Raw genomic sequence first — 24,597 nt, 5'->3', positions numbered from 1 at the left:
CAGCAGCATCAATCGCTGGTTACGTGGGGGTGTCGGGTCCTGCCACAGTTCGAGCCGCCCTGGCAAAGACGAGCATTTCGGGCAGGACATGATTAGGGTCACTGGTCATGACCGACGTGGCCGATTCCATCAGCACTCCCGCGCCGATGATCTCGATGCGGAATGTGGACAAGCACTTCGGCTCGCTGCACGTGTTGCGTGACATCAATCTCGAAGTGCCCAAAGGGCAGGTCGTGATCGTGGTGGGGCCCTCCGGCTCCGGCAAGTCGACCCTGTGCCGAACCATCAACCGGCTCGAGACCATCGACTCCGGTGAGATCGCCGTCGACGGCGTGAAACTGCCCGACGAGGGCAAGGCCCTCGCGAAGCTGCGCGCCGATGTGGGGATGGTGTTCCAGCAGTTCAATCTATTCGCGCACAAGACGATTCTCGAGAACGTGATGCTGGCGCCAGTGAAGGTGCGGCGCGTCGACAAGACCCAGGCGCGCGCCCGGGCACTGGAACTGCTCGACCGGGTCGGCATCGCCAATCAGGCCGACAAGTATCCGGCGCAACTGTCGGGCGGTCAGCAACAGCGCGTGGCCATCGCGCGGGCGCTGGCCATGAACCCCAAGGTGATGCTGTTCGACGAGCCGACCTCCGCGCTCGACCCGGAGATGGTGTCCGAGGTGCTCGAGGTCATGGTCGGGCTGGCCAAGGACGGCATGACCATGCTCGTCGTCACCCACGAGATGGGCTTCGCGCGGCGCGCGGGCAATCGGGTGCTGTTCATGGCCGACGGCCAGATCGTCGAGGACACCGAGCCCGAATCCTTCTTCACCGCACCGAAATCGGATCGCGCCAGGGACTTCCTGGGCAAGATCCTCTCCCACTGACTCCACTCCACTAGGGAACACTCCCGCACTCCACGAGAGAACAGGACGTTCGATGAGGATCAACCACGCAATCCGGATCGCCGCCGGAGTGGCTGCCCTGGCACTCGCCGTCACCGCATGCGGCGGCGGCAGCAACAAGACCGCCAGCCAGCACGCGGCCGACGGCAAACTCACCATCGGCATCAAGTTCGACCAGCCGGGCCTGGGACTGCTCAACAAGGACGGCAGCTACAGCGGTTTCGACGTCGACGTCGCCAAGTACGTGGCCGACAAGATGGGCGTGAAGCCGGAGAACATCACCTTCAAGGAATCGCCGTCGGCGCAGCGCGAGACGCTGATCCAGAACGGGCAGGTCGACTTCATCGTCGCCACCTACTCCATCACCGACGCCCGCAAGCAGAAGGTCGACTTCGCGGGCCCGTACTTCGTGACCGGGCAGTCGCTGCTGGTGCGGTCGGACAACACCGACGTCACCGGGCCGGAATCGCTGACCGGCAACAAGAAGCTGTGCTCGGTCAAGGGCTCCACCCCGGCGCAGAACGTGAAGGACAAGTACGCCAAGGAAGTTCAGCTGCAGGAGTACGACACCTACTCGCTGTGCGTGGAGGCGCTGAAGTCGGGCGCGGTGGACGCGGTCACCACCGATGACATCATCCTGCGCGGTTACGCGGCGCAGTCGCCGGGCGCGCTGAAGGTGGTCGGCAAGACCTTCTCCGTCGAGAACTACGGCATCGGCGTGAAGAAGGGCGACACCGAATCGCGCGGCAAGATCAACGACGCCATCGACGCCATGATCACCTCCGGCGCGTGGAAGGCGGCGCTGGAGAAGGAATTCGGCAGCACCGGCTTCCAGATCCCGGAACCGCCCAAGGTCGACCGGTACTGATTCGCGGGCGCGCCAGGTGATTTCAGGTCTCGCGAAATCACCCGGCGTGCTTCGTCTTCCGATCGGAGGAATGGGGCAGTCGTGTTCGACTTGATCTCCAACTATCACACCAAACTGCTCGACGCGTTCTGGGTGACGATCAAACTGACGCTGTATTCGGCGTTCTTCGCGCTGATTCTCGGCACCATCGTGGCGGCCATGCGGGTGTCGCCGATTCCGATCGCACGCTGGATCGGCGCGCTGTACGTCAACATCATTCGCAATACGCCGCTCACGCTGATCATCGTCTTCTGCTCGCTGGGCCTGTACCAGACCCTCGGGTGGCGGCTGGCTTCCGAGGGGCCGAACAGCATCGCGGAGAACAGTTTTCGCTTCGCCATCGTCGGATTGAGCGTCTACACAGCGGCTTTCGTGTGTGAGTCGCTGCGGGCGGGTATCAATACGGTGCCGTTCGGGCAGTCGGAGGCGGGGCGCTCGCTGGGACTCACCTTCGGGCAGAATCTGCGGCTCGTGGTGCTGCCGCAGGCGTTCCAGGCGGTCATCGCACCGCTGGGCAGTGTGTTCATCGCCCTGACCAAGAACTCGACCATCGCCTCGGCCATCGGCGTCGGTGAGGCCGCGCTGCTCATGTCGGAGATGAACGAGAACGAGGCGGCGCCGCTGAGTGTCGGCGCCATCTTCGCGCTCGGGTTCGTGATCCTGACATTGCCGACCGGTCTGTTCTTCGGTTGGCTGGCCAAGCGATTCGAGGTGGCGCGATGACCACGTCCGTGCTCTACGACGCGCCGGGACCCCGCGCGCGCCTGCGCTACCGCGTCTACTCGGTCGTCGTCATCGCGGCCGCGGTGGCGGCGGTTTGGTTCGTCTATCACGGGCTGGCCGACAAGGGGCAGTTCACCGCCGACAAGTGGAAGCCCTTCACCGAGGGCGATACCTGGCGCACCTACCTCCTGCCGGGTCTGCGCGGCACACTCGAGGCGGCGGCGCTGTCGATCGTGCTGGCGCTGGTCCTCGGAATGGTGTTCGGCATTCTGCGACTGTCGGACCACCGCGCGGTGCGCTGGTTGGCCGGTGTGGTGGTGGAGATCTCGCGGGCCATACCCGTGCTGATCCTGATGCTGTTCCTGTTCACCCTGTTCGCCCAGCAGAACGTCTTCCCCTCCGACCAGCTGGCGCTCGCGGCCGCGGTGGCGGCGCTGACCATCTACAACGGATCGGTCATCGCCGAGATCGTGCGTTCGGGTATCCGGGCGCTGCCCCGGGGACAGACCGAGGCCGCCGTCGCCCTGGGCATGCGCAAAACCCAGGTGATGGTGACGATTCTGCTGCCGCAGGCCGTCACCGCCATGCTGCCGGCGCTCATCTCGCAGATGGTGGTGGCGCTGAAGGACTCCGCGCTGGCTTACCAGATCACCTATCTGGAAATCGTGCGCAGAGGCACGCAGCTCGGTGCGGCGGAAAAGAATCCGATCCCGTCGCTGATCGTGGTGGCCATCATCATGATCGTCATCAACTACGCGCTGACCGTGATCGCCACCCGGGTCGAGAAGTGGCTGCGCACCCGCAAGCGCGGCTCCCGGGCCGTGCTCGCAGCGGGTGCCGTCACCCCTCCCCCGGGCATGGATGTCGTCATGGGGGACCAGTCCGCATCCGGCGTGTGATCGGCGACGCGTGGTCGGGGAGCTGACCTCGGACCCCGGTTCGGGAGCCGTGACTGCCGAACCGGGACCGGGCGTTCCGGGAATGCTCAGCCGACCCCGGGACAATTGCTCCATCCAGCTCGCATACTGGTCTTCATGAACGAAGACGACAGCGCTCGAAGAGAATTCGTCTTCGGGCTGTTCCTGACCACCATCGTCACCCCCCTCCTCGCCGGCCTCACCGCCTTCGCCGCCGTCATCGGCACGCTCGCCATCCACGAGGCCGCAGGCCGCCTCCTGGCCTCCCGCCGCGACAAACCGCCCCGCCCATCCGCACCCCACATGGCCACCCCCCGCACCCTCCGCCACACCAACCACCGCCACACCCGCCGCGCCCTCTCCACCCGCCGCCCAGGCGGCGTCCTGCACTGAAGCCAGTACGTACGGCTCGAGCGTGACGCGATCCCGAATCCAGTTGTTTTCGCCCTCGTATACCCCTCATATCTGTAGTCGTGCCGCATTACCCAATCCTCTTTCTCGACATCGACGGACCACTACTGCCGTTCGGCGGACCGCCCGGGAATGACGCACCGACCGGGCAGGACGGGACCAACCCGCTGGTGACACGACTCGATCCGGCACTCGGGCCGCTGCTGTCCGCACTCCCCTGCGAATTGGTGTGGGCGACGACGTGGACGCACGAGGCCAACCGGGTCGTCGGTCCGCTGCTGGGATTGCCGGACCTGGCGGTGGTGGAATGGCCGGAACGGGCGGATGAGCAGGTCGACGAGTGGTTCGGACTGCACTGGAAGACGCGGACGGTGGTCGAGTGGGCGGCGGGACGGCCTTTCATCTGGGTCGACGACGAGATTCGGGACCACGACCGGGAGTGGGTGTCGGCGCAGCACGGCAGATCGGCTCTCCTGTACCGCGTGGACCCTCGGACAGGGCTGCGGCGCAAGGACTTCGCTGTATTCACCGAGTGGGTCAATGGTGGTTTCAGGTCACAGTGACCACACGTGTGAGGACGTGAGTACGGGGCTGTCAATTCGGCTCGGAACTCGCTCGTGCGGGCGATTGAACCGACTCGGGGGCCGGCGCGTATTCCTCGGTGGGACGGGAAGACACGTTGTTTCATCAACCGGCTTCATCACACGAAGTGGGACGTCATGACCACCAACGTCACCGATAGCAACGTCAAGAAGGATCCGGGCAAGAATATCGATTCCATTGGGGTCGATGTGGGGCTGCTGGTGTTACGTGTGTTCTTCGGCGGGTTGTTGTTCGTGCACGGCAGCCAGAAACTGTTCGGGTGGTTCAATGGCGAGGGCTGGCACCAGACCACCGCGGGGTTCGAGAAGCTCGGGTATCACCCTGGCAAGGTGTTCGGCACGCTGGCGGGGCTGTGTGAATTCACCGGCGGCGCGCTGCTGTTCCTCGGGCTGTTCACGCCGCTCGCGGCGGCGATCGCCATCGGCACCATGATCAACGCGATGAATGTGACCTGGCATCACGGGCTGATGGGCTACGAGAGTGCCCTGCTGTTCGCCGTGGCCGCGCTGACGCTGGCGATCGCCGGGCCGGGCCGATTCTCCCTCGACCACAACCGGCCATGGGCACGCCACGGCGTCCTATGGGGCGCCGCCGCCCTCGCCCTCGCCGCGGTGGCCGCGGTGATCACCCTGGTCATCAAGTGGTCGGGATAGACGCCGAGTTCTCGGATCGAGCCGAGAGCGCAGTCAGGCATCGAATCCATTGGCGGCCAGTTCGGATTTCACCACCGAGTAGGCGGTGGATTGGCTGAAACCGCGGCGGGCCAGGAGACCGATCAGACGGCGGATGGCTTTGTCGCGGTCCAAGCCTCGGGGCAGGGTGCGGAGTTTGGCGCGCACCAGTTCGGCGGCACGATCCTGCTCGTCTTCCGGCGAGTCGGTCTCTGACGCCGACTCTTCGGAGTCGCTTTCGCCGAGGGCGCGACCGCCCAGCACGGTCCTGCCACGCGGCCCGGCCTTCGCGCGACGCATCGGCGATGAGGCCATATGGTCGGAGTTGTTCTCGTCCTGGCTGTCGTAGTTCTGCTCACGATGAGCGTCGATCCGCTCGCTCATGTGAAGTGCACCCCACGCTGCAAGCTCCGCCGCCACCACCTGATACGCGGTGCCGGGACTGTAGCCGCGACGCGCCAGCAGGCCGACCAGCCGGCGGGTGGCCGTGTCGCGGTCGAGTCCGGGCGACAAGGTACGGAGCTTGGTACGGACCAATGCGGCCGCGGAATCGGTGTCGTCAGCGGCGAATTCGCGGCGGGATGCGGTGGGCTTCGCACGCGCTGCAGGGGCGGACGGAGCGGGCGCGGGCGGTGTCCGGGTATCGGGTGGCTGTTCCTGGGCGCGTCGGGTCGCGAGCGCGGCGAGTTCGCCTGTCACCACCTCGTAGGCTGTGCCCGGAGTGTAGCCGCGGCGCGCGAGCATGGCGACCAGGCGACTGATCGCCTTGTCGCGGTCCAGGTCCGGGGACAGCGTGGTCAATTTCCGCCGCACCAGCTCTCCGGCGCGGCCATTCTCGTCCTCGGCGGTCACCGACTCGAGCGCCGGTTCGGCGTCCTCCGGCGCAATGCCCTTGCGCCGCAATTCCTCGGCGAGAACCTTCTTGCCCTTACCCGAGTAGGTGTGCCGTGACCGCACCCACTGCTGCGCGAACGCCGCATCATCGATCAGCCCGACCTCGGTCAGCCGATCCAGCACCCGCTTCGCCACGGCAGCAGTGAAACCCCGATCCGCCAACCGATCCGCCAACTCGACCCGGCTCCGAGCCCGATCGGTCAGCAACCGCAGGCACACGTCCTTCGCCTGCGCCTCGGTCCCCCCGCCGCTGACACCAACCGATCCCCCCGGCTCCCCTCCGGATTCCGAATGCCGACGACCACGTCCACGCCGCCGCCCACCCCGATCGAACTCCTCCCCCCGATCAGCCGAGACTTCCGAACCGACATCGGCCGAATTACCACGACCGCCGTCGTCCCCACCCCTTGACTCATCTCCACGTCTCGGCTCGTCCCCGCCGATCGACTCGTCCCCGCCACGTCGCCGCCGGGCCCGACGACCTCGCCGATCCGATTGCGCGCCACTTCGTTCCGAGAAATCTGCTCCACGACCTGCGCCGCCTACCGCGTCCCCTCGCCTCGAGAGCTCATTCAACTCACCCAACTCGCCGTAGGAGTCCGTAGACACCCGCTCGACCGAAGTTGAGCCGGACCCGCGAGTATTTCGACGACCGCGCTTCTCCGTACTCGCCCCGCTCGCTGCCGCTTTCGCAGCCACGACCGCATTCGCCTCGGCCAATGCTGCCCGCGCGGCCGCCAGCCTGTCCCGCGGAGCACCGCCGACCGAGTTCTGGGCCGTACCACCGGCAACCCCCACAGTCGCGGCCGCGCAGTCACCGAGCCGGCGCTGGCCGGAGTCCGACCCGGCGTCGAGCTCGTTCGATCGAGCCTCGCCATTCGCCGCCCGACCGAGACGTGCGGAATCAGCGGCATTCGCCTCAGCCGATTCGGCCCCGGTGGTGTCCCGGCTGGCCGGGGGTGCGATCGGCCCGGTCACCGCATCCGAAACGGTTGCGGTCGAAGAGAACCCACTGCTCGGACCCTTGATCGCGAGGTCACCTCGGGCGACAGAATCCCGCTGCTGCCACGGCGCGATCGCGCTCTCGGCCGCTTCGGCCGGCTGCGATCGACCGGCATCCTTGGGCTCGGCAACCGTCGAGATCGGTTCTGCGGTTGGGCGGTTCGACGCGCCGGAGAGCTCCGGTCGGTGCGATGGGGGCGATTCGGCGGGGGTGGTCGCGTCGCCGGTGGTGCGCCAGGTGGAGTGATCGGTGTCCGGCGAATTGTCTTCGGGGACAGGGTGATAGGACGCGGCGGGGGTGGATGGACCGTAGTTCCAGGTGCCGACGCCGGCGGTGTAGGGGTCGGCGGAGCCGAAGAGGTCGTGGCCGGGCTCGGGGGTTCGGGGCCTGGGAGCGGTGGGGCGGGACGCGCGGCCGGCGGCTCGGGCGGCGGAGGACTCCAGTTGGCGGCGGAGGCGTTCCACCGCGTCCAGGCGAGCGGGCCCCGGCGAATCAGGCCGGGGCCCTTCGGGTTCCCGAGGGGTCATGGATCAGAAGTCGGCGGGGGCCTCTTCGGCGGTGACGTCCGCGCCGATGCCGAGCTTCTCCTTGATCTTCTTCTCGATCTCGTCGCGGACATCGGTGTTCTCGAGGAGGAACTTGCGGGCGTTCTCCTTGCCCTGGCCGAGCTGGTCGCCCTCGTAGGTGTACCAGGAGCCGGACTTGCGGATGAAGCCCTGATCGACACCCATGTCGATGATCGAGCCCTCCTTGGAGATGCCGATGCCGTAGAGGATGTCGAACTCGGCCTGCTTGAACGGCGGGCTCACCTTGTTCTTGACGACCTTCACGCGGGTGCGGTTACCGACCGCGTCCGAACCGTCCTTGAGGGTCTCGATACGGCGGACGTCCAGGCGGACCGAGGCGTAGAACTTCAGCGCCTTACCACCGGTGGTGGTCTCGGGGGAGCCGAACATGACGCCGATCTTCTCGCGCAGCTGGTTGATGAAGATGGCGGTGGTGCCGGAGTTGTTGAGCGCGCTGGTCATCTTGCGCAGCGCCTGGCTCATCAGGCGGGCCTGCAGACCGACGTGGCTGTCACCCATCTCGCCCTCGATCTCGGCGCGCGGCACCAGGGCGGCGACGGAGTCGATGACGATGATGTCGATGGCGCCGGAACGCACCAGCATGTCGGCGATTTCGAGGGCCTGCTCACCGGTGTCCGGCTGGGAGACCAGCAGCGCGTCGGTGTCGACACCCAGCTTGCGGGCGTAGTCGGGATCCAGCGCGTGCTCGGCGTCGATGAAGGCGGCGACACCGCCGGCGGCCTGCGCGTTGGCGACCGCGTGCAGGGCGACGGTGGTCTTACCCGAGGATTCCGGACCGTAGATCTCGACGATGCGGCCGCGCGGCAGGCCACCCAGGCCCAGCGCCACATCCAGCGCGATGGAGCCGGTCGGAATCACCGAAATGGGCTGACGCGCCTCTTCGCCCAGACGCATGACCGCGCCCTTGCCGAAGCTCTTCTCCACCTGCGCGAGCGCGAGCTCGAGCGCCTTGTCACGATCGAAAGCCTGTGGTGCCATCGTCTGATCCCCTTCTCAACGGGTATGTCTCATGCTGTGGTTGGCGCCCACGTTAGAGGGCGGCACCGACAAGTTCCGACGACGAGCTTAGACGAACAGATGTTCGATGCAAGCGACGCGCTGGGCGACACGCGAAACACCTGGTGGCAAGCATTCGGCAATCAGGGCAGCACCGCGAGTTTTTGCGCGTCTACCAGCGTCTGCGACTGTTTGAACACCCGCAACGCCGTCGTCACCTCGATATCCCGGATGCCGGGCAACGCACCGAGCCGTTCGGTCACGTAGCGGTACAGATGGGCATTGTCCCGGCAGACCAGCGACGCGGTCAGATTGGCCGGCCCGGTGATCGCCGCCAGGTAGGCGACCTCCGAATGCTCCGAGATGGCCTTGCCCACCTCCTCCAGCCGCGCCGGATCCACCCGCATCCACAGCACCGCGCGACACGTGTAACCCATGAGCTGCAAAGCGAAGTCGAGGTCGAAGTAGAGCACGCCGGACTCGATGAGCTCGCTCATCCGCCGGGCCACCCGGGTCGCGCTCCAGCCGGTGGCGGCCGCCAGCCGCGCGTAGGGCGCGCGCCCGTCCCGAGCCAGGATGGCCATCATCGCCTCGTCCTCGCGCGACAGCGTGACCTGGGTTTCCGGACCCACGGGCTCCCACATCGGCGGCCGCGGGCCGAGTTCGCGCAGCTGCTCCGCGGTGAAGAACCGGTCGTAGCGGGGCCACTCCTCGGGGAACGGAAACTGCCGCATCACCTCGTGCACCGTCAGCCCGACCACCGAGCTGGCACGCGGAATCACGCGCAGCAGCAACTCGTCCCGCCGCTCGATCGACCGCGTGCGGCCCGCGCACATGATCTCGAAACCACTGGTCAGCAGTGATACCCAGCTCAATTCCGGTACCCGCGCGAGAGATTCGGCCAGGGCGACGGCCTTGGCGGGCGTCGAGGTGATGCGCATGACCCAGCGCGGCTGCCCCAGCGGCACCGTGTTCACCTGGCCCGCCACATGAATCATGCCGCGCGAGCGCAGTGACCGATACCGCCGCGCCACCGTCTGCTCGGAGACGCCGAGGATCGCCCCCAGCCGTGCGAACGGGATGCGCGCATCGGTGACCAGACCGTGCACGATCTGTTTGTCGAGCACGTCCAGGACGGAGGAATCATCCAGCTCTTCCTCGAACATAGGAGGAATCTACCGCATCGACGGAGATAGCTAGGTGGATCCAAGCGCCTATCTCATGCTTGGAGACGAAATCGTTCGTTCTCTGGAGGTTCTCATGCGGAAGTGGTTGCCCCTCTTCGCCGCGTGCCTGGGCTCACTGATGCTGCTCATCGACGTCACCATCGTGAATGTCGCGCTGCCGGACATCGCCGCCGACCTGGGCACCGGCCTGTCCGGGCTGCAATGGGTCATCGACGGCTACGCGCTGGCGCTGGCCGCACTGCTGCTCATGCTCGGCTCGCTCGCCGACCGGTTCGGCGCGAAACCCACCTATCTGATCGGCCTGGCCCTGTTCGCGGCCGCCAGCCTGGCCTGCGGTGTCGCCGGGTCGGCGGGCGTGCTGGTGGCGGCACGCGCGGCGCAGGGCATCGGCGGCGCGGCCATGCTGGCCACCACGCTGTCGCTGCTGCACGCCACGTACACCGGTCGTGATCGCGGCATCGCCTTCAGCGCGTGGGGCGCGGTGTCGGGTGCGGCGGCCGGTATCGGCGTGGTGCTGGGCGGCGTGCTGACCGATCTGCTGTCGTGGCGGTGGATCTTCTTCGTCAACCTGCCGATCGCCGCGATCGCGATCGTGTTGTCCGCCTTGGCGTTCGGGCCGTCGCCGCGGCACGCGGACCGGCGCATCGATATCGGCGGGATGCTGAGTTTCACCGTCGCGGCGACAGCCGTCACCTACGGCATCATCCGGGGCGGCGAGCACGGCTGGGGTGATCGCGGGGCGGCGGTGGCACTGATCGCCGGCGCGTTCTCGCTGATCGCGTTCATCATGCTCGAATCCCGCAGTGCGGCACCGATGTTGCCGCTGCCCCTGCTGCGCAGCGCGGGCTTCACCGCGACACTGATCGCCGCGGTCGGCATGAGCTTCGCCGCCTTCGCGTCCAGCCCGCTGGTGTCGCTGTGGCTGCAGCAGTACCTGCACCTGACCCCGCTGCGGGCCGGGTTGTCGATGCTGCCGATGTCGGTGTGCGCCTTCCTGACCTCGGGCATCTTCGGCCGGTTCCTGCACGAGGTGGCGCCGAAGTGGACGATCGGCGGCGGCCTGCTGACGATCGGCGCGGGCAGCTCTCTGCTGACCCTCATCGACTCCGGATCCTCCTGGACCGCCGCCATTCCCGGCTTCCTGGCGATCGGTGTCGGCGTGGGCGTGATGGCTCCGCCGCTGATGGCGGTAGGCATGGCGGCGGTCCCGCCGCGTCAGAGCGGCACCGCCGCCGGTGCGATCAACACCGCGCGGCAGCTGGGCCTGGCGCTGGGTGTCGCGGTGCTGGGCACCGTCTTCCGCAACACGAGCGATGCGCATTCGATGACTCACGGCTTCGTGGACGGCCTGAACTCGGCAACGCTCACTGCGGGCGTCTTCGGAATCGTCTCAGCCGCAGTGGTTTTCGCCCTCTACACCCGCGCCTCCCGCCCCACCCCCGAGACCCCGGTCCTCGCCCCGCCCGAGCCCGCGGCGGTCGCCTGACCGGCAGATCAAGATCAGGGAGCTCTCACGGTGGAATTCGCCCGAATTCCCGCAGTGAGAGCTCCCTGATCTTGTTGTCACCGGAGGGGGAAGCCCAGGGCGTCCTCGTCGGGGGTGCGGGGGCCGAAGATGCGGCGGTCGGACTCGGCGATGGGGACGTCGTTGATGCTGGCCTCGCGGCGGGACATGCGGCCGTCGGGAGCGAATTCCCAGAGTTCGTTGCCGTAGCTGCGGTGCCACTGGCCCTCGTCGTCGTGCCATTCGTATTGGAAGCGGACGGCGATGCGATTCTCGGTGAAGGACCACAGGTCCTTGCGCAGGGCGTAGCCGTTCTCCTTGGCCCACTTGCGCTTCAGGAAATCGACGATTTCGGCGCGGCCGGTGAGGAATTCGTCGCGGTTACGCCAGACGGAGTCCTCGGTGTACGCCTGGGCGACCGTCTCGGGATCGCGCGTGTTCCAGGCGTTTTCGGCAGCGCGGACTTTGAGTTTGGCGGATTCCAGGTCGAAGGGAGGAAGCGGAGGACGCATGAGGGAGACCTTTCGATTCGGTGCGGGCGGGCTTGGCGCCTTGCCGGCGCGCGGCGTGAGGCGGTGGATGGGTGCAGGACCGCTGGATGCAGGCGGAGTCGATGACCGGGGACGGAGTTGCCAGGCAGCACGGCGGATGCGCACGGTATCGGCTATGGGTTGGCCGGGGACAGTTCGGGTTCACTCCAGCGCAAGGGTGTGGCGTTCGTGATTTCGACGACGTCGGTGAGGGTGAAGTCGATGGCGCATTGGGCACCGGCCGTGAAAGCGGCTTCCTCCCAGGTGATCTCGGCGGTACCGGTGAGTTGCAGGGTGGTGCCGGTACGCCAGTCCGGAATCAGGAGGCCGCAGCGCGGGTCGGCGGCGATATTGCCGAGGGTCATGAACATGGAGTTGCCACGGTAGTCGGGCCAGCGCAGGCGGGTCGGGGAAAGCACCTGCAGGAAGCCGGGATTGCCGCCGCGATGGGACGCGTCGGCATCGCCGTCGACATCGGCGGACGCGATGAAGAACGCGTCGGCGCGGGCGATGAGCTGCCGCTGAGACTCGTCCAGCGCGCTGGTCCGGCGCACCGTGGGAGCCCCGCCCGTCGCCCACTCCTCGATGCCGCGGCGGGAGATGTACTTCGGGCAGTTCGAATACACCTGCTCGGTATCGATGTGCAGCCCGGTCGCGGTGGGTGCGATCACGCCATTGACGCGCATCCGCCGCCGCAGTTGCGGCTGCAACGCGATCATGCCGACATGCCGTGCGCCGCGCAGCGATTCGGCGAGCGGGTCACCGGCCACCGGCAATGCCTCGACCTCGATCGCCCGCTCCCCGGAGGCGTACACGAACCCGGGCGGCCCAACCAACTGGCCCGCCCACATCCGACCACCGTCATCGGCAGCAGCCACCACGATCATCGGCTGCTCCGCCAGGAATTCCGCAGCCGCAGCCGGAATATCAGCGCGAATCATCCGCCCGACCCGCTGAGCAATATCTTCCTGCCCCATACGCCGCTGCACGGCCAATTCCCCAGGGTGATAGCCGATCCCGCTCGCCGCCACGGCACCGCCCTTCGGCATGGCGCCACGGGCAGTCACCGAGTCGGTGGCCGATCCGGGCTCGGAGGCCTGCGCGCCGGGCTCATCTGTGGCCGACGCCTTGCCGCCGTGCTGCGCATCGCGTGTCGAGACGGCGTTCATGTGAGCTCCCATCGGGCCGCCTGCGGAGGTGACCGGTCTTCTCGGGTGAATTCTGGTGCTGGTGGCGGTATTCCGGATCAGAAGAAGCCGCAGGTGGGGGCGGCGCCGGAGGGGGCCGGGGCGTGGTCGGCGCCGGAGGGGGCATAGATCTCGAGGCGGATGCCGTCGGGGTCGATGAAGAAGATGCCGCCGGAGGAGGCGCCCTCACCATGGGCGACCACGCCGTCGTGGGCGAAGGCGACATTCAGGGCCTTCAGGACGGATTCCACCTCCCGGACCTGGTCGATGGTGTCCACCTGGAACGAGAGATGGTGCAGGCCGGGGGTTTTGCCGGAGAACTCGCCGTCACTCTGCTGCCAGAGGGTCACCTGAAGTTTGCCGTCGCGGCCGAGGAAGGCGAAGCGCTGGGCGCCCTCGCCGCCGGCGCCGAGCTGTTCGAAACCGAGGGCGCGGCGGTAGAAGTCCACCGAGCGGTCGAGGTCGGTGACATTGAGGCCGACGTGCCCGGTGGCGAGAACAGGTGCGGTCATGGGAACCCCTTAGGAAGTTTTAACCATCATAGTTCATTTGACAGGTTAGAAGTTAGTGGCGGCGCACACCTGCCGTCAACCCCTATAGTTGGTTTTGCCGGTTAGAAAGGAGTCGTCGGGCCGATGCGCGCACTACGGCGGTTACCCTCAGGCGTGCCAGAACCACGCCCCCACCTCGGTGAACCGCTCGCCCTGGACCTGCTCAACACCCGCTGGATCGCGGCGACGGGACCCCAGGACCTGCTCACCGACGTGTCCGGGCTGAGCCAGTGGCTGGCCGACAACGACCTCGACCTGCCCGCCGACGAGGCGACGCTGCACGCGCTCGTGACGGCCCGGGAAGCGATCCTGCGCGCGGTACGCGGCGAGACCGCCGACGACCTCAATACCGTCCTGGCGCACGGCCGCATCCGCCGTGCCCTCACCCCGGACGGCCCGGCCGCGCTCCCCGAGGTCGCCGATCCGGCCTGGCTACCCGGCTGGCTCGCCGCCGACAACCTGCTCCATCTGCTGGCGAGCACCCCGGACCGCATCAAGCAGTGCGCGCACCCGCAGTGCATCCTGTACTTCCTGGACACCTCGAAGAACGGCACCCGCCGCTGGCATTCCATGGCGGCCTGCGGCAACCGCGCCAAGGCCACCCGGCACTACGCGAAGAAGACGCACGCGGAGTAGGCGAACCCGCTGCGGCTCGGAACAATTCGTCGAGCAGGCGGTAGTAGTCCAGCCGCGCCGGATCGGGATCGGGCAGGCCGTAGGCGGCGAAGAAGGCCTCCACCTCGCCGGCGCCGAAATCATCGCCGAGATCCCGTGCGGCCAACGCCAGATCGCGGTAGCGGTCCGCGACCCCCAGCCGTCCCACATCGATGAGAATCCCGCCCGCCAGCACATTCGGCGGCGTGTAATCACCGTGCGCCACAACGAGATCCTCGGCCTCGGGCCGTTCGGCGACCAGCTGTGCGTACACCTGCGCTGCCGTCCGCCCGAGATTGTCCGCATCGAAATCGTCGACGTCGACCAGACCTTCGGCAACCCGCCGAGACGCCTCCGCCAGGGTGATGTCGAGCCGGCCGTCGAACGGACAGCCCACCACCGGCAGCGCGTGCAACCGCCGCAACGTCCCGCCCATCAACACGCCCGGCGAATCCGGCTGCGCCGAGGCCACACTCGGCACTCCCGCATCGACGAGCACCAGCATGTCGTCCTCGAAAACCGCGATCTCCGGCACCGCCATCGACCGCTCCCCCAGCCACCGATACCGCGGAAACTCCGCCACCGCAATCGCACCACGCTTGACCCAATGCGTTCCATTGGCCCGGACGACCCCGCCACTGCACCCCTCGTGATCGTCCGACCACACTGGGTTCGGCCCGAGCAGCTCCGCCACGCGCGGCGGTAGCCGCAGCCTCACGCGGATCTGCTCACCATCGCGACTTCGGCACATCGAATTCCGCGCACAGCGCCCGCCACACATCGCGGGGATCCACCCCCGCCTCGATGGCCTGGGCTCCTGTCCGCCCCATGGACGGCAGTACATGATCGGTCAGCAGCACGTCTCCCCGCGCCGTCCCGAACTCGGTATGCAACAGCTCCTGGAACTCCGTCAACCGCACGGCCGCGAGCCTACGCCACCGCCCCGCACCCGGGCCAAACCCAGCCGCGGCCGCCCATCGCCTCCGACAACCGCCTCGCGGTGTACTACCAACCTGCGTCGCGAGCGAAAGTCAGGCGGCGGGTGGGGATTCGACGGCGGCGTGGCAGATTTCGACCGGGTCGGTGACCACGGTGATGCCGGTGGCGGCGGAGTGGGCGGCGGCGGTGTAGGCGGGGTCGTCGAGGATGCGTTTGACGGCGTCCCGGACGGCTTCGGGGGTGACGGGGCGGACCAGGATCGAACTGCCCTGGCGGGCGGCGCGATTGGCGAGTTCCCACTGGTCGCCGCCGCCGGGGACGGTGACGATGGGGACACCGGCCAGCAGGGATTTGGCGAGCAGGCCGTGGCCGCCGCCGCCGATCACGACCGAGGTGTGGCGCAGGATCTCGTCCTGGCGGCCCAAACCGGCTGTGGCCCAGGACGGGAGGCCGGCGGGCGGGGTGTCGAGCATGGAGACTGCGACCCGGACGCCTGCGCCTTCGAGCGCCTCGAGGGCGATGTCGGCCAGGCCCGCCGTACCGGTCTGGGCGGTCGAGGGGGCGACCATGACCAGGGGGGCGTCACCGGGCGGTAGATCCAGGATGTGGTCGGTCGGCTCCCAGAGCAGCGGGCCGACGAGGTGCGCATTGTCCGGCCAGTCGGGGCGCGGCACCTCGAGGGCGGGCAGGGTGGCGACCAGGCGGGCGGTCGGGCCCGGGTCCTCCGGTGGCAGGCCGATACTCGCGCGCGCCTGCTCGCGTTGCAGTTCCCCGCGCCGGATGGCCCGCGACGTCAGCCCGCGCAGGACCGAGTCCCGGGCGCGCCCGCGCATGCCCTCTCCCGCGGCGAGCCCACTCCCGATGGGCGGCAAGCCCTTCGACGGCAGGTACAGCGGGTGCGGCGACAGCTCCACCCAGGGCAGCCGCAGCCGCTCCGCCGCCATCCCGCCCCCGACGGTGAGCACGTCCGACACCACCAGTTCCGGCAGCATGGCGCTCAGATCGGGCAGGATCTCGGTCGAAATGTGAGCGGCTCGTTGATGAATCCTGGCACCCGCGTCACTGTCGTCGTCCTCGGCCCGGGGTGCGAGGCCCTTCAGCCGCCGCACCCCGATCCCGGCCTCCCGGGCCGCGTCGAACCACCGCGGGCTGGTGAACAGCACCGGCTCGTCGCCCGCGGCCAGCAACCGCTGACACAACGCCATCGCCGGAAACGCATGCCCCGGATCAGGCCCGGCCACCACCGCTACTCGCACGGCCCCAGGGTGCCACACCCGGCCGACGCCCCCGGTACCTTCACCCACTGTGGTGGCCCGTGTCACTCGACCACAGCGCGCCCGGCGCTGGGACCGGTCGTCGGGCCCGGCCGCTCAGCCCGCGAAGTGGTAGAGCTCGAAGGTCAGGGCGTGGGCACCTGGGACGCCTTCCTTGGGGCCGGCGGTCATTTCCAGGACGGCGCGGGCCTGGATTTCGGCCGGGTCGGGGCTGAGGGCCTCGAGGTAGCGGCGGTGGGCGGTGAGGGATTCGACGGCGGTCTCGAAGGTGTCGGTGACGTCGAGCCCGTGGCTGCCGTCCGGGACGCCGTAGACGGCGGCCCAGCGTGGCGACCAGGCGGGCAGCTCGGCGAGCTCGGGGTGGATCCATTCGTTGCCGGCGTCGGACACCGCGTCCAGGGCGGCGCGGCCGACGGCGCGGTGGTCGGCGGAGTTGGCGTAGCCACGGGCCCAGGTGTCGCCGAAGTTGAACAGCACCACCATGTCCGGGCGGTGGCGGCGGATGGCGGCGGCCAGATCCCGGCGCAGGGCCAGGGATTCCTCGATCCGCCCGTCCGGGCGCCCGAGGAATTCCACCTCGCTGACGCCGACGATCTTGGCCGAGGCCCGCTCCTCGTCCTCCCGCAGCGGCCCGCACTCGGCCGGCGGCAGCCCCGCGATGCCCGCCTCGCCACTGCTGACCAGCACGTAGCGAATGTCCTTGCCCTGCCTGGTCCAGCGCGCGACCGCGGCGGCCGCACCGTATTCGATGTCATCGGGATGCGCGGCGATGACGATCCCGCGCTGCCAGTCCTCGGGAAGCTGCTCCATGTCCTGCATTCAACACCAGCCGCCACCGCCCAGACATGGCCGACGCGAACTTCGCACCCCACCGCCACGCCGGGGCGTCACAGCATGGCGAGTACGCCCTCGAAGGCCGCTTCCGCCGCCCCGAGCAGCTTCAGATCCGGGCCCAGACGCGACTTTTCGATGCGAACCCCGCCGAAGGCACGGCTCACCATGCTGCGGCCGTGGACCTGATCGCGGACCCGGGTGATGGCCGGTTCGGGGAGCGCGGTGAAGAGGTCGCCGAGCACCACCAGTTCGGGCCCGAGGATATTGACGACATTGACCAGGCCCAGGGTCATCCAGTCGAGGTAATCGGCGAGCCTGGTTTCCCAATCACCCTGCAGCTCACGGAGTTCGGCGACGATCGCCCCGCGCGGGCCGTGCTCGGGTATGCCGAGGGCACGGCACAGCGCAGCCTCGCCCACCTCGGTCTCCCAGCAGCCTTCGTTGCCGCAGTAGCACTTTCGCCCACCGGGCCGCACCGTCATGTGGCCGATCTCGCCGAGATACCCCGCGGATCCGCGCAGCAGCTCGCGCTGGGCGATGAGCCCGCCGCCGACCCCGACATCGGCGGAGACGAAGACCGCATCGGCGGCCGCGCGCCCGACACCCCTGACATGCTCTGCGAGCGCACCGAATTCGGCGTCGTTACCGACGGTGACGGGCAGGTCCAGCACCGCGTGCAGCCGCTGACCCAGCGCCACCTCACCCCAGCGCAGGTTGGCGGCATTGTGCACCAGGCCGTCCGCGCGCCGCACCACACCGGGAACGCCCACGCCCGCCGCCACCGGGCGCAGGCCCAGATCCTCCGCGAGCATGGCCGCCGATTCCGCGACGTGGGTGATCACCTCGTCCGGTTCCCGTTGCCGCCCACGCAGATTCCAGCTGTTGCGTCCCATGACCTGCCCGCCGAAGCCGACCAGCGCGATCCCCACGTGCTCGACCTGCACATCGACCGCCAGCACCACCGCCGCCTGCGGTTGCGGCAGCACCAGCAGCGAGGGCCGTCCGGCGCCGCGCGCCAGCCGCGGCACCTTCTCCTCCACGACCCCGTCCTCGGCGAGCCCGTCGACGAGCATCTTGATGGTGGACCGATTGAGCCCGAGCTCGACCGCCAGCGCCGCCCGGGTTGCGGGGCCTCCGATGTGTAGCAGCCGCAGGAGGCTCGACCGGTTGAACCGGCGCACCTCGTCCGGTCGGGCGACGGTCATGGACTCGGTAATACCATTGCGCGGCTCAACGGCCCGTTATCGCCACGCGGCGTCTCGAGAGCGCGTCGACGGTCGCGGCGAGCAGCAGCACCAGCCCGGTCACGATGGACACCACCGCCGCGGGCTGCCGCAGCAGGCCCAGCCCGTTCGACACCACGGCCAGCACCGCGCCACCGATCACCGCGTCGGCCACCCGGCCCCGGCCGCCGAACAGGGAGGTGCCGCCGATGACGGCCGCGCCGACCGCGAACAGCAAGGTGTTGAGCCCGCCCGCCTGCGGATCGACCGAGCCGACCTTCGAGGAGTAGACGATGGCGCCGACCGCTGCGCAGGCCGAGCAGATGACGAAAACGCTTGCCCGCAACTGGGTTACGTTGATGCCCGCGCGCCGGGCCGCCTCCAGGTTCCCGCCGACGGCATAGATGTGACGGCCGTAGGTGGTGCGGGTCAGCACATAGGTCCCCGCGACCAGCAGCACCAGCACGATCGGAACCACATACGGCACACCGGAGATCACGATCAGCTTGCTGGGTGAACGATTCACGGTGAGCAGCGCCGTCACCACGATCGCGAAACCGCTGAGCGCCACCACTTTCGCGACCACCAGCGGCGTCGGCGACGTGACCAGCCCGCGACGCCGGCGCCGCAGATGCCCGCCCAGCGTGACTGTCGCATAGCCACCGGCCGCCACCACGCACAGGACCCAGCTCCCGGCCGTGGACAGATTCCCGTTCGCCACCGCATTGAGCACGTGCGACGAACTGATCCCCAGCACCCCGCCCTCGCCGATGAGCTGCAGGATCACCCCCTGCCACGCCAGGAACAGCGCCAGCGTCACCACGAACGACGGCATCCCGATCTTCGCGATCAGGAACCCGGTGATGCATCCGATGGCCGCGCCCACACATACCGCGAGCAGCATCTCGATCCACGGATTCGCCTGAAAACCGATGACCGTCAGCACGATCCCCAGCACCGAGAACACCACCCCCGGCCAGATCCGCAGCAGCCCCGCCAGGATCGCGGCCAGCACCAGCATGGCGTTGAACACGAAGAACACCGTGGATCCCATGCCGGTCAACAGGTTCCCGTTGTCGACGTAGTGCATGGCCAGCACCGCCCCCGCCACCCCGGACGCCGTGCCCGCCGACAGATCGATCTCCCCGATCAGTAGCACGAACACGATCCCGATGGCGATGATGGTCTGCCCCGCCCCCTGCGCCAGCAGGTTCGCAATATTGTTGAGCGAGAAGAACACATCCGACATCAGCGAGAACAACACCACCAGCGCGATCAGACCGAGGATCGCGGGCAGGGACCCGATATCCCCGGCGCGCAGCCGGGCCGCGTAGTCGCGCACGGCTTCTCGCGTCGACCGGGTCGTGGTGTCGATCCCGAAGTCGGTGATGGCAGTACCCGGTTCGGCCGCCGCCGATTCCGAAACATTGGTCATAGCAGTGGCTTCCTCACAGCACCGCGGCTTCCGGCCGCGCCAAGCCCAGATCGCCGGAACGCCCGGCGGTGATCAACTCCACCACCTGGCCGGTGGTGACATCGGCGGTCCGCACCTGCGCGGCCATCCGGCCCAGGTACAGCACCGCGATCCGATCGGCGACCTCGAACACGTCGGCCAGGTTGTGGCTGATCAGCACCACCCCCAGCCCCTGTTCGGCCAGCCGCCGCACCAGATCCAGCACCTGCCGGGTCTGCGCCACCCCGAGCGCCGCGGTGGGTTCGTCCAGCAGCACCAGATTGCTGTTCCACAGCACGGCTTTCGCGATGGCCACGGTCTGGCGTTGCCCGCCGGACAGGGCTGCGACCGGGGTGCGCACCGATTTCACGGTGCGCACCCCCAACGAGGCCAGGGTGCGCCGCGCCGCCTCCTCCATGCTCGCCTCGTCCAGCAGCCACGGCTTGCCGCGCTCCCGGCCGAGGAACATATTGGCCACGATGTCGAGATTGTCGGCCAGGGCCAGGTCCTGGTAGACGACCTCGATGCCGAGCGCCGCCGCATCCTTGGCGCCACGCAGGTGTACGGGTTCGCCACGGAATCGCACTTCGCCGGAGTCGGCGGCGTGGATTCCGGCAACACATTTCACCAGCGTGGATTTGCCCGCGCCATTGTCGCCGACGAGTGCGGTGACCTCTCCCGCCGGCACGGTGAGGTCCACGTCGTGCAGCACGTGCACCGGTCCGAAACTCTTGTTCAGGCCGGTGATCTGGAGCAGCGGCTCACTCATGTCTCTCGATCCTCAGGCGATGCCGAGTTCGGTGCAGGCGGACTTCACGTCGCCCGAGCAGACATCGGAGGCCTTCACGAAGCCCGAGTCCACCACCTGTTTGACCTCTGCCCTGGTGATCAACTGCGGTTGCAGCAGCACCGATTTCACGTCGCGCTTGCCCTTGGGATCCTGACTCACGCCCTGCGCCAGGGCATCCGCGGCGGGCTTGTCGCCCTTGGCCAGGGCCACAGCGAGTTTCGCGGCGTTCTCGGCCTCCTCCTTGATGGGCTTGAACACGGTCATGTACTGGTCCCCGCGCAGCACCGCCTTGAGGCCGTCCACTGTGGCGTCCTGACCGGTCACCGGCACCTTGCCATTGAGGCCGTTCTTCTTCAGCACCGTGATCACCGCACCGGCCAGGCCGTCATTGGCGGCGACCACGCCGTCGACCTTGCCGTTGGCGCCGGTGAGGATCTGCTCGAAGGTGGTGCCGCCCTTCTGGTTGTTCCAGTCGTCGATGGCCTGGCTGCGCACCAGCTTCAGCGCGCCCGAATCGTAGAGGGGCTGGAGCACCTGCTCCTGGCCCTGGTGGAACAGGGTGGCGTTGTTGTCGGTCGGCGCGCCCTCGATCTCGACGACCTGCGCGCCCGGCTTGTCCTTCAGCGCGGTGGCCAGCCCCTGGCCCTGCAGGGCACCGACCTTCACATTGTCGAAAGACACGTAGTAGTCGGAGGATCCGCCGAGGTTGAGGCGGTCGTAGTCGATGGTCGGAATCCCGGCCTGTTTGGCCTTGGCCGCGACCGCGCTGCCCACCTCGCTGTTGATGGAGGCGATGAGCAGCACCTTCACGCCCTTGGCGATCATGCCGTCGGCCAGGCTGGAGAACTTCTGGACATCGCCCTGCGCGTTCTGCACATCGGCGTCGAATCCGGCCTCGTTCAAGGCTTTCTGCAGCAGCGGCTTGTCGAAGGATTCCCAGCGGGCCGAGGTGGCGGTCTCGGGGAGGATGACCCCGACCGTCCCATTGGCGCCGCCGCCCGACGGCGCGCTCGACGAGGAGGTTGTGCTGCTGGAATTGGATCCGCAGGCGGTGAGGGTGAGCAGGCCGGACAGTGCGAGCGCGGCGGCGGCGTAACCCCGTCGGCGTCCGGACTTCGTCGGCGGGAGCGCGCTTTTCGTCCTCATCAGGGTGACCTTTCACGCGGCGGTCGCTGGGTTGCGACAGCACACACGGCATATGTTGTGGGCAACAACATATGCCGTGTGAGTCACTCATATGGGACGTTTCGCCAAATCGATGCGGCCCGGTTCAGGGCAGCAGGATCACCTTTCCACCCGCATGCCCCTCGATGACGAGCTCGTGCGCCGCGGCCGCCTCCGACAGGGGGAACGTCTTGGCGATCGCCAGATCCAGCTTGCCCGTGGACAATAGCGGCAACAACTCACGCCAGGCATTGCCGCGGATCTCGGTGCCCGGATCGGCCCCGGGACCCATACCCAGGGCCTTGAACCCCTCCGCGGCCGCCCGATCGAACGCCACGATGGTCGCGATCCGGCTCCGGTCGGCCACCAGTTCCAAGGAGACGTCGATCGCCTCCTCGGTGGCCACCGTGTCGAGGGCAACATCGATTCCGTTGGGGGCCAACGCCTTGACGCGATCAGCCAGTCCCGGGCCGTACTCGACCGGCTCGACACCGTAGGCGCGCAAGCGTTCATGCCGGCTCGGCGAGGCCGTGCCGATCACCCGCGCGCCCCGCGCCACCGCCAATTGCGCGGCCAGCGCGCCGACGCTGCCCGCGGCACCGTGGATCAGCACGGTGTCCCCCGGCCCGACGCCGGTCGCGGCGAGCAGATGCACCGCGGTCCCGCCGACACTGAGCACCCCGGCCGCATGCTTCCAGTCCACATCGGCGGGTTTGGGCACGACCCGGGCGGCCGGCACGGTGACGGCGGTGACGTAGCCGCCGCCCACCGTCGCGATCACCTCGTCGCCGACCGAGATCGGCCCGGCCGGCCCCGCGGCGTCGGGACCCACCGCGGTGACCACTCCGGCCACCTCCAGGCCCAGCCGGATGGGCAATTTGCTGGGATCGGTGCCGAACGCACCGCTGTAGAGCTTGTAGTCGAAGGGATTCACCCCGGCGGCCCGCACCGCGATGCTGACCTCACCCGGCCCCGGCTCGGGCACCTCGACCTCGACCAGCGACAAGACTTCCGGTCCACCGTAAGCGGTGGCAACGACAGCAGTAGCCATCCCGCGATCATACGAAAAAAGACCGCCCGTCCCCGCTACCCGGGGCCGGACGGTCCGAAATTTTCGACCGATCAGAACTTGCTCAGCGGCGACTTGTCCTTCGAACCCGACACCGCCTTGTACAGCACGTACAGACCGAAGACGATGGCGCTCACCAGCAGAATCGGGAACAGTGCCTTGATCAGCCACCCGAGCACTGCGAAGGCGATCCACACGAGGACGACGACGCCGAGAATCTTCCAGAACATTACTGACCTCCCTAGTCTCCGAACCGCCGTCCGCGCGATCCGACACCTTCCATACTGCGTCGCCCGCCTGAGAAAATCACCAGGTCAGCAGTGAAATCCGGGACAGATCAGGGTTCTCCCCGAGTCCCCCGACCGAGGCGGCAGGCCGCGTTCGCCAGGGCCGCAGCCCGCCGACCTGCAACAGCCCGAGCCACGCCCCGGGAAAGCCCGGTTCGCAGCGGTACGGACAGGTCAGGGATTGGCGCGGAAGCGCTGATCGGCCAGATCGGTGAGGGCCTGGGCCCAGCCGTCGAGGCGGTCGGCGGCGTCGCGCAGGCCGACCATGGCCCAGCCGAGATCGTCGGCGATGGCCGCGCTCTCGGGGACCGCCAGCACCCGGGCCGCGGCCGCGACCATGCCCTCGTATTCGACGACTCCGCCGTCAAGGCGGATGGAAACGGCCTGAACGTGCTCGCCCAGTGGCGAATTCGCGCCGAGCGCACCGGCGGCCCGCTCCATGGCGACCACATCCTGTGCCAGCGCGTGCAGTGCGGCGGCCCCGGACGCGGCTGTTTCCAGGGTGTCGTTGAGATCGTCCGCGGGAAGCCGGCCCGTCCGTGCGATCTGCGAGTGCAGCCCGTGCAGCGCCCGCTCGGCCCGGACCAATCGGGCGATCGACGCTCGCGCCGCGGACCGGATCGGCGGCAGCTTCCGAGGCACGAAAGCGGCCTGCGGCAACGGCTCCCGGCGCATCTCCAGATACCGCCGGGCCGTCACCGCGGTCCCGGTGACCAGCGCGACCGCACCACCACCGACCACGACCACCGCCCAGGCCGGCGCCGAAATCAGCACCAGTCCAACGGTTCCGGCCGTCGTCAACCCCGAAGCCGTTCCCAGCCGGAAACTCCGACGCCGTGCCCGCCGCCGCTTCCGCAGCTCACGCTCCCGCGGATCCGCCCACTTCCGCACGGCCACCAATGCCTGCTCCCCTACACCCCGCAACGTATCCGGCAGCCGCTGCGCCAACTCCTCGGGTTCGAACCCGGTGGGCGCCAACACTTCTCGCACCGCCTCGGTCGCCCGCTCCCGCCGCGCCCGCTTCCGCCGGCCGCCACCCGCAGCACCGGCGGGATTACCTGCGCGGGCGCCGCGTCCGGACACGGGTTGCGAGTGAAGCGGTGGCTGCACCATGGATTCACGCGGCGCGTGACCGGCACCCAGTGGCGATCCGCGGTCGATTCGCGGCGGCGTGGATGGCTGCGGCACCGGCGTAACGGGCGCCGAGTGATCAGTGAACCCGGCCGAATGGGGCGAGTGGTGCTCCGGCGCTGACGAAATACTCGCTGCCGGTGTGGAAGCCGTTTCAGGCCCGGCGTTTTCGGAGTGCGCCGGAGGCTGCGCGGTTGCGGGCGGCGGGAACAGGG

Annotated in this window: 25 protein-coding genes and 2 pseudogenes; 9 read left to right on the top strand and 18 right to left on the bottom strand. The window is 68.3% G+C overall.

Annotated elements, in window-relative coordinates; all coding sequences use genetic code 11:
• Positions 1 to 146: 146 nt before the first annotated feature.
• From ACFXIV_RS26810 to ACFXIV_RS26780, 7 genes are all read left to right on the top strand, one after another.
• Positions 147 to 875: an amino acid ABC transporter ATP-binding protein gene (locus ACFXIV_RS26810; protein WP_379398792.1), complete on the top strand. Its 729-nt coding sequence runs from the start codon at positions 147 to 149 to the stop codon at positions 873 to 875.
• Between the two features lie 52 nt (positions 876 to 927).
• Entirely contained in the window at positions 928 to 1,761 is an 834-nt protein-coding gene (locus ACFXIV_RS26805; RefSeq protein WP_354839620.1) for a glutamate ABC transporter substrate-binding protein, read from the top strand.
• An 81-nt stretch (positions 1,762 to 1,842) separates the two neighbouring features.
• Positions 1,843 to 2,523, top strand: a complete 681-nt coding sequence (locus ACFXIV_RS26800; RefSeq protein WP_379398697.1) for an amino acid ABC transporter permease — start codon at positions 1,843 to 1,845, stop codon at positions 2,521 to 2,523.
• Positions 2,520 to 3,422: an amino acid ABC transporter permease gene (locus ACFXIV_RS26795; protein WP_379398695.1), complete on the top strand. Its 903-nt coding sequence runs from the start codon at positions 2,520 to 2,522 to the stop codon at positions 3,420 to 3,422. Before ACFXIV_RS26800 ends, ACFXIV_RS26795 begins: the two co-directional genes overlap by 4 nt.
• A gap of 135 nt (positions 3,423 to 3,557) precedes the next feature.
• On the top strand, positions 3,558 to 3,833 hold the full coding sequence (locus ACFXIV_RS26790) for a hypothetical protein (protein WP_379398693.1): 276 nt from the start codon (positions 3,558 to 3,560) through the stop codon (positions 3,831 to 3,833).
• Between the two features lie 80 nt (positions 3,834 to 3,913).
• A complete protein-coding gene (locus ACFXIV_RS26785) occupies positions 3,914 to 4,414 on the top strand; it encodes an HAD domain-containing protein (protein ID WP_379398691.1) in 501 nt (166 codons plus the stop codon).
• 156 nt (positions 4,415 to 4,570) lie between these two features.
• On the top strand, positions 4,571 to 5,107 hold the full coding sequence (locus tag ACFXIV_RS26780; RefSeq protein WP_379398689.1) for a DoxX family protein: 537 nt from the start codon (positions 4,571 to 4,573) through the stop codon (positions 5,105 to 5,107).
• Positions 5,108 to 5,140: 33 nt separating this feature from the next.
• On the opposite strand, the gene ACFXIV_RS26775 is transcribed toward ACFXIV_RS26780, so the two are convergent.
• From ACFXIV_RS26775 to ACFXIV_RS26760, 4 genes and pseudogenes are all read right to left on the bottom strand, one after another.
• Complete coding sequence (locus ACFXIV_RS26775; RefSeq protein WP_379398791.1) at positions 5,141 to 5,425, bottom strand: hypothetical protein; 285 nt, start codon at positions 5,423 to 5,425, stop codon at positions 5,141 to 5,143.
• Positions 5,426 to 5,800: 375 nt separating this feature from the next.
• Positions 5,801 to 6,265: pseudogene (recX, locus tag ACFXIV_RS26770) on the bottom strand (recombination regulator RecX); the annotation flags it as partial.
• A 1,287-nt stretch (positions 6,266 to 7,552) separates the two neighbouring features.
• Positions 7,553 to 8,587, bottom strand: coding sequence for a recombinase RecA (recA, locus tag ACFXIV_RS26765; RefSeq protein ID WP_354839607.1), 1,035 nt, complete (start codon positions 8,585 to 8,587; stop codon positions 7,553 to 7,555).
• A 161-nt stretch (positions 8,588 to 8,748) separates the two neighbouring features.
• Positions 8,749 to 9,771: an Lrp/AsnC family transcriptional regulator gene (locus tag ACFXIV_RS26760; protein ID WP_364615129.1), complete on the bottom strand. Its 1,023-nt coding sequence runs from the start codon at positions 9,769 to 9,771 to the stop codon at positions 8,749 to 8,751.
• A gap of 94 nt (positions 9,772 to 9,865) precedes the next feature.
• On the opposite strand from ACFXIV_RS26760, the gene ACFXIV_RS26755 reads away from it, so the two are divergent.
• A complete protein-coding gene (locus tag ACFXIV_RS26755) occupies positions 9,866 to 11,278 on the top strand; it encodes an MFS transporter (RefSeq protein ID WP_379398687.1) in 1,413 nt (470 codons plus the stop codon).
• Between the two features lie 77 nt (positions 11,279 to 11,355).
• Here ACFXIV_RS26755 and ACFXIV_RS26750 read toward each other — a convergent pair whose 3' ends face one another.
• The 3 genes from ACFXIV_RS26750 to ACFXIV_RS26740 form a co-directional block, all read right to left on the bottom strand.
• Positions 11,356 to 11,808 carry a nuclear transport factor 2 family protein gene (locus tag ACFXIV_RS26750; protein ID WP_379398685.1) on the bottom strand — a complete coding sequence of 151 codons (453 nt, stop codon included), beginning with the start codon at positions 11,806 to 11,808 and terminating at the stop codon, positions 11,356 to 11,358.
• A gap of 152 nt (positions 11,809 to 11,960) precedes the next feature.
• Complete coding sequence (locus tag ACFXIV_RS26745) at positions 11,961 to 12,842, bottom strand: pyridoxamine 5'-phosphate oxidase family protein (protein ID WP_379398790.1); 882 nt, start codon at positions 12,840 to 12,842, stop codon at positions 11,961 to 11,963.
• A gap of 230 nt (positions 12,843 to 13,072) precedes the next feature.
• Positions 13,073 to 13,525 carry a VOC family protein gene (locus ACFXIV_RS26740; RefSeq protein WP_379398683.1) on the bottom strand — a complete coding sequence of 151 codons (453 nt, stop codon included), beginning with the start codon at positions 13,523 to 13,525 and terminating at the stop codon, positions 13,073 to 13,075.
• 153 nt (positions 13,526 to 13,678) lie between these two features.
• Between ACFXIV_RS26740 and ACFXIV_RS26735 the strand changes: the two genes are divergently transcribed.
• On the top strand, positions 13,679 to 14,200 hold the full coding sequence (locus ACFXIV_RS26735) for a CGNR zinc finger domain-containing protein (protein ID WP_379398681.1): 522 nt from the start codon (positions 13,679 to 13,681) through the stop codon (positions 14,198 to 14,200).
• 61 nt (positions 14,201 to 14,261) lie between these two features.
• On the opposite strand, the pseudogene ACFXIV_RS26730 reads toward ACFXIV_RS26735, so the two are convergent.
• The 11 genes and pseudogenes from ACFXIV_RS26730 to ACFXIV_RS26680 all read right to left on the bottom strand — a co-directional run.
• Positions 14,262 to 14,723 (bottom strand): annotated as a pseudogene (locus ACFXIV_RS26730) (phosphotransferase); the annotation flags it as partial.
• 223 nt (positions 14,724 to 14,946) lie between these two features.
• Positions 14,947 to 15,138 carry a DUF3046 domain-containing protein gene (locus ACFXIV_RS26725; protein ID WP_040859434.1) on the bottom strand — a complete coding sequence of 64 codons (192 nt, stop codon included), beginning with the start codon at positions 15,136 to 15,138 and terminating at the stop codon, positions 14,947 to 14,949.
• Positions 15,139 to 15,249: 111 nt separating this feature from the next.
• On the bottom strand, positions 15,250 to 16,413 hold the full coding sequence (locus ACFXIV_RS26720) for a glycosyltransferase (RefSeq protein ID WP_379398679.1): 1,164 nt from the start codon (positions 16,411 to 16,413) through the stop codon (positions 15,250 to 15,252).
• A 114-nt stretch (positions 16,414 to 16,527) separates the two neighbouring features.
• Positions 16,528 to 17,241 carry a PIG-L deacetylase family protein gene (locus ACFXIV_RS26715; RefSeq protein ID WP_379398677.1) on the bottom strand — a complete coding sequence of 238 codons (714 nt, stop codon included), beginning with the start codon at positions 17,239 to 17,241 and terminating at the stop codon, positions 16,528 to 16,530.
• 77 nt (positions 17,242 to 17,318) lie between these two features.
• Entirely contained in the window at positions 17,319 to 18,470 is a 1,152-nt protein-coding gene (locus tag ACFXIV_RS26710) for an ROK family protein (RefSeq protein ID WP_379398675.1), read from the bottom strand.
• A 25-nt stretch (positions 18,471 to 18,495) separates the two neighbouring features.
• Positions 18,496 to 19,923: a sugar ABC transporter permease gene (locus ACFXIV_RS26705; protein WP_379398673.1), complete on the bottom strand. Its 1,428-nt coding sequence runs from the start codon at positions 19,921 to 19,923 to the stop codon at positions 18,496 to 18,498.
• 13 nt (positions 19,924 to 19,936) lie between these two features.
• Positions 19,937 to 20,710, bottom strand: a complete 774-nt coding sequence (locus ACFXIV_RS26700) for an ATP-binding cassette domain-containing protein (RefSeq protein ID WP_040859440.1) — start codon at positions 20,708 to 20,710, stop codon at positions 19,937 to 19,939.
• Between the two features lie 12 nt (positions 20,711 to 20,722).
• Entirely contained in the window at positions 20,723 to 21,877 is a 1,155-nt protein-coding gene (locus tag ACFXIV_RS26695; protein ID WP_379398671.1) for a sugar ABC transporter substrate-binding protein, read from the bottom strand.
• Positions 21,878 to 22,001: 124 nt separating this feature from the next.
• Entirely contained in the window at positions 22,002 to 22,946 is a 945-nt protein-coding gene (locus ACFXIV_RS26690) for a zinc-binding alcohol dehydrogenase family protein (protein ID WP_379398669.1), read from the bottom strand.
• Between the two features lie 71 nt (positions 22,947 to 23,017).
• Entirely contained in the window at positions 23,018 to 23,194 is a 177-nt protein-coding gene (locus ACFXIV_RS26685; protein WP_379383904.1) for a hypothetical protein, read from the bottom strand.
• A gap of 231 nt (positions 23,195 to 23,425) precedes the next feature.
• Positions 23,426 to 24,334 carry a hypothetical protein gene (locus tag ACFXIV_RS26680; RefSeq protein WP_379398667.1) on the bottom strand — a complete coding sequence of 303 codons (909 nt, stop codon included), beginning with the start codon at positions 24,332 to 24,334 and terminating at the stop codon, positions 23,426 to 23,428.
• Positions 24,335 to 24,597 lie beyond the last annotated feature (263 nt).

The organism is Nocardia sp. NPDC059236 (assembly GCF_042754085.1).
Taxonomy (GTDB): Bacteria; Actinomycetota; Actinomycetes; order Mycobacteriales; family Mycobacteriaceae; genus Nocardia.
This window is presented reverse-complemented; position numbering and strand designations above follow the sequence as displayed.